Raw genomic sequence first — 8,143 nt, forward strand, 5'->3', positions numbered from 1 at the left:
GTGGTGGCCGGGGCGGGGCGGACACGGAGGACGATGCTGCGTACATGGGAGATACAGATCCCTTCGTGTGCCTGCTGTGCCTGCCTGTGCGTCGCTTGTCACGAGCTGCGCGCCCACCCGGCCCGGTCCTCCCAGGCACACCCTGGGGAGTGCCCCTGGGAGGACCGGGCCGGGGTGGCGCTTTCCTACCTGACACCCGACGTCCACTGGCACACCATCTGGCGCACCCTGGCGAACCCTGGCGAATAGTCGCCCGGCAACTTGCACGGGGCTACTGTCAACTCAGCCGAGAACCTGGGGGCTTGACGTGAGCGGACAACCCAACACCCGCTTTGCGGACCTGTTCGGCATGGCCGGCTGGTCCAAGGGCGAACTCGCGCGACTGGTCAACCGGCAGGCGGCGGCCATGGGCCATCCCCAACTGTCGACGGACACCTCGCGAGTACGGCGTTGGATCGACATGGGAGAGATCCCGCGCGATCCGGTGCCGAGGGTGCTGGCGGCCCTGTTCACCGAGCGTCTCGGCCGTGTCGTGACCATGGAGGACCTCGGTCTGGTACGGCACGGGCGTGCGGGAAAACGGCAGGGCGCCGGGAAGAGCGAAGATCCCGACGGCGTGCTGTGGGCGCCCGAACGAACCGCCGCGGTCCTCACCGAATTCACGGGAATGGACCTCATGCTCAACCGACGCGGCTTGGTGGGCGCGGGTGCCGCGCTCGCCGCGGGAGCCACACTCAGCAGCGCCATGCACGACTGGTTGCACACCGACCCCACGCTCCGGGCCGACGCCCCCGTCCTCGACAATCCACTGCACGCGGAACCCGCCGGATTCGACCGCTACGAGGCGGCCCCCATCGGGTCCCAGGAGGTCGAGGAACTGGAGGGCTCGGTCAAGGTGTTCCGGGCCTGGGACGCCGCCCGTGGCGGCGGCCTCCAGCGCAAGGCGGTCGTGGGCCAGCTCAACGAGGTGGGCGGCATGCTCGCCTACCACCATCCACCCCAGCTCCAGCGGCGCCTGTGGGGCGTCGCCGCCAACCTCGCGGTCCTGGCGGGCTGGATGTCCCACGACGTGGGTCTGGAGCCCACGGCGCAGAAGTACTTCGTCATCGCCACGCACGCCGCGCACGAGGGCGGCGACCGGCCCCGTGCCGGGGAGGCGTTGTCGCGGGCGGCCCGCCAGATGGTCCATCTCGGTCGCCCGGACGACGCCATGGACCTGATGAAGCTGGCCCAGTCCGGCTCGGGGGAGGAACTGCAGCCCAGAACCAAGGCCATGTTCCATACCATCGAGGCGTGGGCGCAGGCCGCCATGGGCCGGGGACAGGCGATGCGCCGTACCCTCGGCCAGGCCGAGGACCTGTTCGTCTCCGACCGCCAGGACACCCGGCAGCCGGACTGGATGCAGACCTTCAAGGACGAGGATCTGTACGGCATGCAGGCCCTCGCCTACCGCACGCTCGCCGAGCACGACCCGAGCGCGGCCGTGCACGCCCAGCACTACGCCCAGAAGGCGCTGGCCCTCAGGACCGACGGGCGGGAGCGGTCGAAGATCTTCGACCATCTCTCCATGGCCTCGGCCTGCTTCATCGCGGACGACCCCGAACAGGCGGACCGGTACGCCCGGTTGGCGCTGATGGCGATGGGAGCCAACTCCTCCCGTCGCACCTGGGACCGGCTGCGCGAGATGTACCGGCTCACGGCCGAGTACGCGAGCTACCCGAAGGTCGGTGAACTGCGCGAGGAGATCAGGCAGGCCCTGCCCAAGCCGCGGAGCCGCAACACGGGCGCGGCACCGGCGTAACGGAGGTCCGCGCTACCCGGAGACCCTGGCGACGAGCACACAGGCGTCGCCGTGCTGCCCCGCGCCCAGCTCCCCGGCCAGCAACCGCACGCACTCCCGCGCGGTACGGGCCGTGCTCAGCCGTGGGGCGAGACCAAGGAGGCGCGTCACGTCCGGCTCGCTCAGCCGGTCGGTGTGCAGCACCAGCAAGTCGCCCGGCCGCAGGGCCAGTTCGGCCTGCCCGTAGGGGGAGTCCGTACCCGGTGGCGGGTCGTCCGGTGCGGTGAGCCGGCGCCCCGTCCCCTCGCGGAACAGCAGCGGGACGGGGCGCCCGGACCGGGCCCAGGCGAAGTTACGGTTCTGCGGCTCGTAACGGCAGCAGACCGCACCGCGCAAGGAGGTGGTGGTTCCCAGCTGACCCAGTATCGAGAGCAGTTGAGCGGGTCGGACGCCCGCCAGAGCCAGGCCGTGCACGGCGCCGAGCAGGGTGGCGGGGGCCGGGCCGGTGAGGTGACCGACGTTCAACAGGGCCGCGCCATCGGGTAGTTCCAGCACATCGCACCAGTCGGCCGCCGCCGTGACCGGCGGTGCGCCGACCGGGTGGTGTACCGCGAGGTCGAGCGCCGGCGGCCCCTGAAGCGGGGGCCGGCGAGCCGGAGGCGGTTCCGGGGCCGTGCCCGACGGCGGTGCGTGCCACTGGAGTTCGCTCACGTCCCGGATCAGGGCCCACATGGAGACGGCGTCGCCGTCCGTGCCCAGCACCGGTTCACCCCTCATGTGCACGGTCCGTACCGAGTCGTCGGGTCGCCGTACGCGGAACTCGCCGTCGATCGGCCGGGCGTCCACCAGGCAGCCCGTCACCATCGCGGTGAGGCGGGGCCGGTCCTCCTCGTGGACCAGCGCCGGGAGTTCGTCCAGGGTGAGCGCCGGCGCGGACGGGTCCAGACCCAGGATGCGGTAGAGCTCCACCGACCAGTCGGCCTCGTCGGTGAGCAGGCCCCACTCCGCCCGGCCGACCTGGCCGGACGGCGCGCCCTCGGGATGCCCGGCGGGCGGGCGGTCCGCGGAGACTGGGGGCGGCATGACGCACTCCGAGGGGACGGTAGGGCCAGGGGAACTAAGGGAGCGCTACGACTGTGGCACAGCCCGCGACGCCCCGTAAGGGATTTGGCAACACACGATACGGGGGTGCTTCTGGCATATGCCAGAGTCTTCGGGGAGTGGTTCGCGCGGTCCCCGAGGCTAAGCGCCGCGCCGCTCAAGTCGTAGGCCGCGTACGAGACTTGGCCCATAGGCGTGGACTCCGGCATGGCGCTCGGCCGTGCGTTCGCCGTTCACCTGTTCCCTGCGCCTCAGCCGAGTCCGATCGCCTTGTCGGCCTTCGCGCGGGTCGGCTGCCACCACGTCGTCACCGGCTCCCAGACGCGGACCTCCCGGCCGGTGCCGAGGCGCGCGGCCGAGAAGTCACGGCCGTACTGGGACGCCGAGGCCGACACCCCGACCGAGGGGGAGCGCCGCGCCTCCGGGTCGGAGGGGTCGCCGATGGTGCGCACCGCCCCGTAGGCCGTCCTGCCGGCGTCCAGCCGGTAGGTGCCCCGGCCGCCCTCGGGCGTCGGCAGCGCGGCGCCGTCCAGCTCGCCGAAGGTGATCGTCGGGAACCGGTCCACGAGACACGCGCGCGAGCCGGAGTTGGTCACCGAGAAGCGGACGACGGTCGTCCGTCCCTTCACCGCCTTGGCGTGGATGTCGAGCGCCTTCGCGGCGCACCGGGCGGGCGCGGCCTGGTGCTGCGGGGCCGCCTGGCCGGGGGCGGCGGCCAGCAGCAGCGCGGCGGAGGCGGCGAGGACGGGCACGGTGTGGACGGTACGGATACGCATGAAGGGGTCCCCCTGTCACGATCGGGTCCGGTCGGCGGGCTGGGGCCGCGCCTACCCAGTGTGACGCCGGACATGACCCCGCAGTTGCGGCGTCACCCTGCGTCCGGGACTCACGGGTCCGTCGACACGGTCGAGCTCCACGCCTTCCCGTCGGCCGGGCAGGAGCTGCGGTCAGGCGGCAGCGTGCCGTACATCAGGAAGTCGTCGACCTTGCGGTGCACGCACTTGGAGGAGGCGTAGCCGGTGTGCCCGTCGCCCTTGTTGTCGAGCACCACCGCCGAGGAGCCCAGCCGCCGTGCCGTCTCCTCGGCCCAGCGGTACGGCGTCGCCGGGTCGCCGCGCGTGCCGACCAGCAGCATCCGCGAGGACGGCACGTCCTTCACCGAGTCCCTGATGTAGTCGGTGCCCTTCGGGCGGCCGTAGCACATCAGCAACTGGGTGAGCCGGTAGCGGCCGAAGACCGGGGACGCGGCGTCGTAGGAGGCGCGCAGGTCGGTGAGGTCCTTGGTGAGGCGGGCGGCGGTCGGCCGGTCCGGGTCGTCGGCACAGTTGACCGCCAGCAGCGCGGCCGTGAGGTTGTCGATCGGCACCCGTCCGGGATCGGTCAGCCCGCCCTGGTTCTTCCCGGCCCCCGGCCCGTTCGCCCGCATCGGCAGCCCGAAGCCGCCCGAGGCGAAGCTGAGCACCCGGCGCGCGTCCCCGTCCTCCACCAGCGCGGCGAGCGCCCGCTCCAGCGAGGGCCACAGCTCCTTGCTGTACAGGCCCTGCCCGACGGCGCCGACCAGGTCCTGCCCGGAGAAGGTGCCACCGAAGTCGGTCGGTACGGGATTCGCGTCCAGCGAGCGCACGAGCCGGACGACCTGGTCGTCCGCCGACCGCCGGTCCTGTCCGAACGGACACCCCATGTCCGTCACGCACCAGTCCAGGAAACCCTCCAGTGCCGTCTGCTGCCCCTGGGCGCCCGCCACCCCTTGCTCCGACAGCGGTTCGGTCAGCGTGTCGACTCCGTCCAGGACCATCCTGCCGACCTTGTGCGGGAACTGCGCCGCGTACACCGCGCCGAGCCGGGTGCCGTAGGAGAAGCCCAGGTAGTCCAGTTTCTTCTGGCCCAGGGCCTGGCGGATGACGTCCATGTCGCGGGCCGCGTTCACGGTGCCTATGTGCCCCAGCACCGGCCCGGAGTGCTTGGCGCACAGCTCCGCGGACTGCCGGAGCAAGGTCATGAGCCGCTGCGGACTGCTGATGTCGGCACCGGCGTCCGAACCGGAGGAGTCCGACGAGTCCGACGGGGATTCCTCGCCGACGCCGCAGCTCACGGGGGAGGAACGGCCGACCCCGCGCGGGTCGAAGGAGACCACGTCGGAACCGTTGGTGAGGTCCATGAACTCCTTGCCGCCGGCCGCGAGCTGGTTCACGCCCGAGGCGCCGGGTCCGCCGAAGTTCAGGAGCGCCGCGCGATGCCCGTAGCCGGTCGCGCGGTAACGGGCCAGCGCCAGATCGAGCGTGCCCGCCCCGGGGTGCGCGTAGTCCAGGGGGACGGTCACCTTGCCGCACTGGAGATCCCTCGGCATGTCCGGGCCGGCGCAGCGGCCCCAGGCGACCTTCTGTTCGTAGAAGCGGGTCATGCCCGGCCGGTCGGCCTGGTCGGACCGGGACTCGGCGGACGCCGCCGCGGGCACGCTCGCACCGACCAGCGCCAGGGCGAGCACACCCGCACCCGCCCCGCGCCGTACCGCGGACCGTCTGGACTGCTGCTTCACCTTGGCCGGCATCGCTCGCCTCCCAGGGCGCCACCGCCCTGAACAGGGGGGCACCGTCCTCACCATAAGCGGGCCCCGCACCGGTCGCCTCCCGGCCGTCCGGGCGTCACCTCCGGTCCGGCGCCGCCGGTGCCACCTCCTCCGGCCGGGTGAACGGTCCACCTATCCGCATGGCCGGCGCGACCACGGCTTGACGGGTGTTTCGAACGATCGTGCCCCCCGAACGGGTGAAAGCCGCACAGGCCATAACCCGAACGGTCCGTACGCGTTCTATGTGGTGCGGGTGACTGCCCGCTACGACTTCTGGAAGGCAGGGAACCTATGAAACGGGCTACCCGAAACGGTGTGATCGGCGTCGCCGCCGCCTCCGGTGCGATGGCCATGGCCATGCCCGTCTCCGCCGCTTTCGCGGCTGGTGGTGCCACCGCCGACGGCGCCGCTGTCGGCTCGCCCGGTGTGCTCTCCGGCAACACCGTCCAGGCCCCGGTCAGCGTCCCGCTGAACGCGTGCGGCAACAGCGTCGACGTGGTCGGGCTCCTCAACCCGGCCTTCGGCAACTCCTGCGCGAACACCGGCTCCGACAGCGGCGGCGGCGCGGTGAGCAACGGCGGCTCCGGCAGCAAGGCCGGGGGCAGCAGTACCGGTGGCAGCAAGGCCGGCGGCACCAGGGCCGGCAACGTGGGGGGTGGCGGTGCCACGGCGCACAGCGTCACCGAGGGCTCGCCCGGTGTGCTCTCCGGCAACGGCATCCAGCTGCCGGTGGACATCCCGGTGAACGCCTGCGGCAACAGCGTGGACGTCGTCGGCGCCCTCAACCCGGCCTTCGGCAACCACTGCGAGAACCACTCCGAGGCACCGACCCCGCCGCCCGTGGCGCCGCCCAAGCACCAGCCCCCTGCCCCGCCGAAGCACCAGCCTCCGGCGCCCCCGAAGACCGTGGTGCCGCCCACCCACGTGACGCCGCCCAGCCTGGCGCACACCGGAGCGGACTTCGCCGCCCCGGCACTGGCCGGCAGCGCGGCCTTCCTGGTGGCGGGCGCGGCCCTGTACCGGCGTTACCGCCCGGGCAGCATGGTCTGATCCCGCTCCACCGCACGGCCCCACCGACCCAGCACCACTCGGTGGGGCCTTTGTAGTGCCTGCGCCCGGTACGGGCAGGGCCCCGCGCGGTCCCGGCGTGACGCGGGGCCGCCCGATCGGGAAGGATGCGGCGCGAGCGACCCCCCGACACCCCGGAAACGGAGCGCAGCGATGACGTCACCGGCCCCCCAGGAGTTCACCGTCACGCAGGCCACCCTGGACGACTGGCCGGTGATCAGCGGCTGGGCGGCGGCCGAAGGCTGGAATCCGGGACTCTCCGACGGCCCCGCCTTCTTCGCCCAGGACCCCGAGGGCTTCTTCCTCGGCCGTATCGACGGCGAGCCGGTGTCCGCGATCTCCGTCGTCAACTACGGCACGGAGTACGCCTTCCTCGGCTGCTACCTCGTCCGCCCCGACCTGCGCGGCCACGGCTACGGCCTCACCACCTGGAAGACCGGGCTCGCCCACGCGGGCGAGCGCACCGTCGGCCTGGACGGCGTCGTCGACCAACAGGACAACTACCGCCGCTCCGGGTTCGAACTCGCCCACCGCACCGCCCGCTACACCGGCCCCGCCCCGGCGGCCGAACCGCCCACCGGCGTCCGCCACGCCCAGCCCGGCGACCTCGACGCCATCACCCGCTACGACAGCGCCTGCACCCCGGCCGACCGCCCCCGCTTCCTCGCCGAGTGGCTCACCGCACCCGGCCACCACACCTACGTGCGCCATGACGGCGAGCACCTCACCGGCTACGGCGTGATCCGCCCCGGCGCGGACAGCCTGCGCATCGGCCCCCTCTTCGCCGACACCCCCGAGGACGCGCGCGCCCTGTTCGCCGCCCTCACCGCCGACCACACCGGCCGGCAGATCGCCATCGACGTACCCGAGCCGAGCAAGGCGGGCGTCGAGATGGCCCTCGCGGCGGGGCTCACGCCCTCCTTCGAGACCGCCCGTATGTACACCGGCCCGGTGCGCGAGCACGCCACCGAGCGGGTATTCGGCATCGCCACGCTCGAACTCGGCTGACCGCGCGGCTGGTCCGGGGTAATCCCGTTGCCCGGCCCCGGCCCGGATGCTGGAGTGACCGCATGGATCACGCCGCGGTACTCGCCCGCTACGACCTCGAGACGCGGCGGAACGCCCGCCCCGACACGCCCGGCGCCCGGATCGAGCGGGCAGGTGCCGTGGTGCGCCAGGTGGCGGGCGAGCAGGGCTGGAACGGCGTCGTCTGGTCCGGTCTCGACGCGACCGGAGCCGATCGCGCGATCGCGGAGCAGATCGCGTATTTCAGGGACCTGGGCCTGGACTTCGAATGGAAGCTCTACGGCCACGACGGGCCGGCGGATCTGGGCGAGCGCCTGATCGCGGCCGGGTTTTCAGCGGATGAGCCCGAGACGCTGATGATCGGCGAGATCGCGGACCTCACCCTGGAGGAACGGCTCCCGGACGGTGTCCGCCTGGTCCGGGCCGCCGACGCGGCCGGCGTGGACCTGGTGGTGGCGGTGCACGAGAGGGTGTTCGGTACCGACGGCACCGCCCTGCGGGACCATCTGCTGGCCCGGCTCACGGCCGGCCCGGGTACGGTCCACGCCGTGGTCGCGCTGGCCGGGGACGAGCCGGTTGCCTCCGCCCGGCTGGAGCTGGTG

Annotated in this window: 7 protein-coding genes; 4 read left to right on the forward strand and 3 right to left on the reverse strand. The window is 72.7% G+C overall.

The window, feature by feature from the left end; all coding sequences use genetic code 11:
* The first annotated feature begins 307 nt into the window (after positions 1-307).
* The gene (locus CCN33_RS19535) at positions 308-1,801 is read left to right on the forward strand and encodes a DNA-binding protein NsdB (protein WP_086694870.1); all 1,494 of its coding nucleotides are present in this window, start codon (positions 308-310) and stop codon (positions 1,799-1,801) included.
* A gap of 12 nt (positions 1,802-1,813) precedes the next feature.
* Here the strand turns inward: CCN33_RS19535 and CCN33_RS19540 are convergent, their stop codons facing one another.
* From CCN33_RS19540 to CCN33_RS19550, 3 genes are all read right to left on the reverse strand, one after another.
* A complete protein-coding gene (locus tag CCN33_RS19540) occupies positions 1,814-2,863 on the reverse strand; it encodes a SpoIIE family protein phosphatase (RefSeq protein ID WP_086694871.1) in 1,050 nt (349 codons plus the stop codon).
* Positions 2,864-3,132: 269 nt separating this feature from the next.
* A complete protein-coding gene (locus CCN33_RS19545) occupies positions 3,133-3,657 on the reverse strand; it encodes a DUF4232 domain-containing protein (RefSeq protein WP_086694872.1) in 525 nt (174 codons plus the stop codon).
* A 110-nt stretch (positions 3,658-3,767) separates the two neighbouring features.
* Complete coding sequence (locus CCN33_RS19550) at positions 3,768-5,429, reverse strand: alpha/beta hydrolase (RefSeq protein ID WP_086694873.1); 1,662 nt, start codon at positions 5,427-5,429, stop codon at positions 3,768-3,770.
* A 309-nt stretch (positions 5,430-5,738) separates the two neighbouring features.
* Between CCN33_RS19550 and CCN33_RS19555 the strand changes: the two genes are divergently transcribed.
* From CCN33_RS19555 to CCN33_RS19565, 3 genes are all read left to right on the forward strand, one after another.
* Complete coding sequence (locus CCN33_RS19555) at positions 5,739-6,497, forward strand: chaplin (RefSeq protein ID WP_086694874.1); 759 nt, start codon at positions 5,739-5,741, stop codon at positions 6,495-6,497.
* 171 nt (positions 6,498-6,668) lie between these two features.
* Positions 6,669-7,523 (forward strand): GNAT family N-acetyltransferase, encoded by an 855-nt coding sequence (locus tag CCN33_RS19560; protein ID WP_086694875.1) that lies wholly within the window; start codon positions 6,669-6,671, stop codon positions 7,521-7,523.
* Positions 7,524-7,585: 62 nt separating this feature from the next.
* Positions 7,586-8,143: GNAT family N-acetyltransferase (locus CCN33_RS19565; RefSeq protein WP_086694876.1), on the forward strand; the 558-nt coding region annotated here is incomplete at its 3' end.

The organism is Streptomyces recifensis, assembly GCF_002154615.1.
Lineage (GTDB): Bacteria > Actinomycetota > Actinomycetes > Streptomycetales > Streptomycetaceae > Streptomyces > Streptomyces griseoluteus.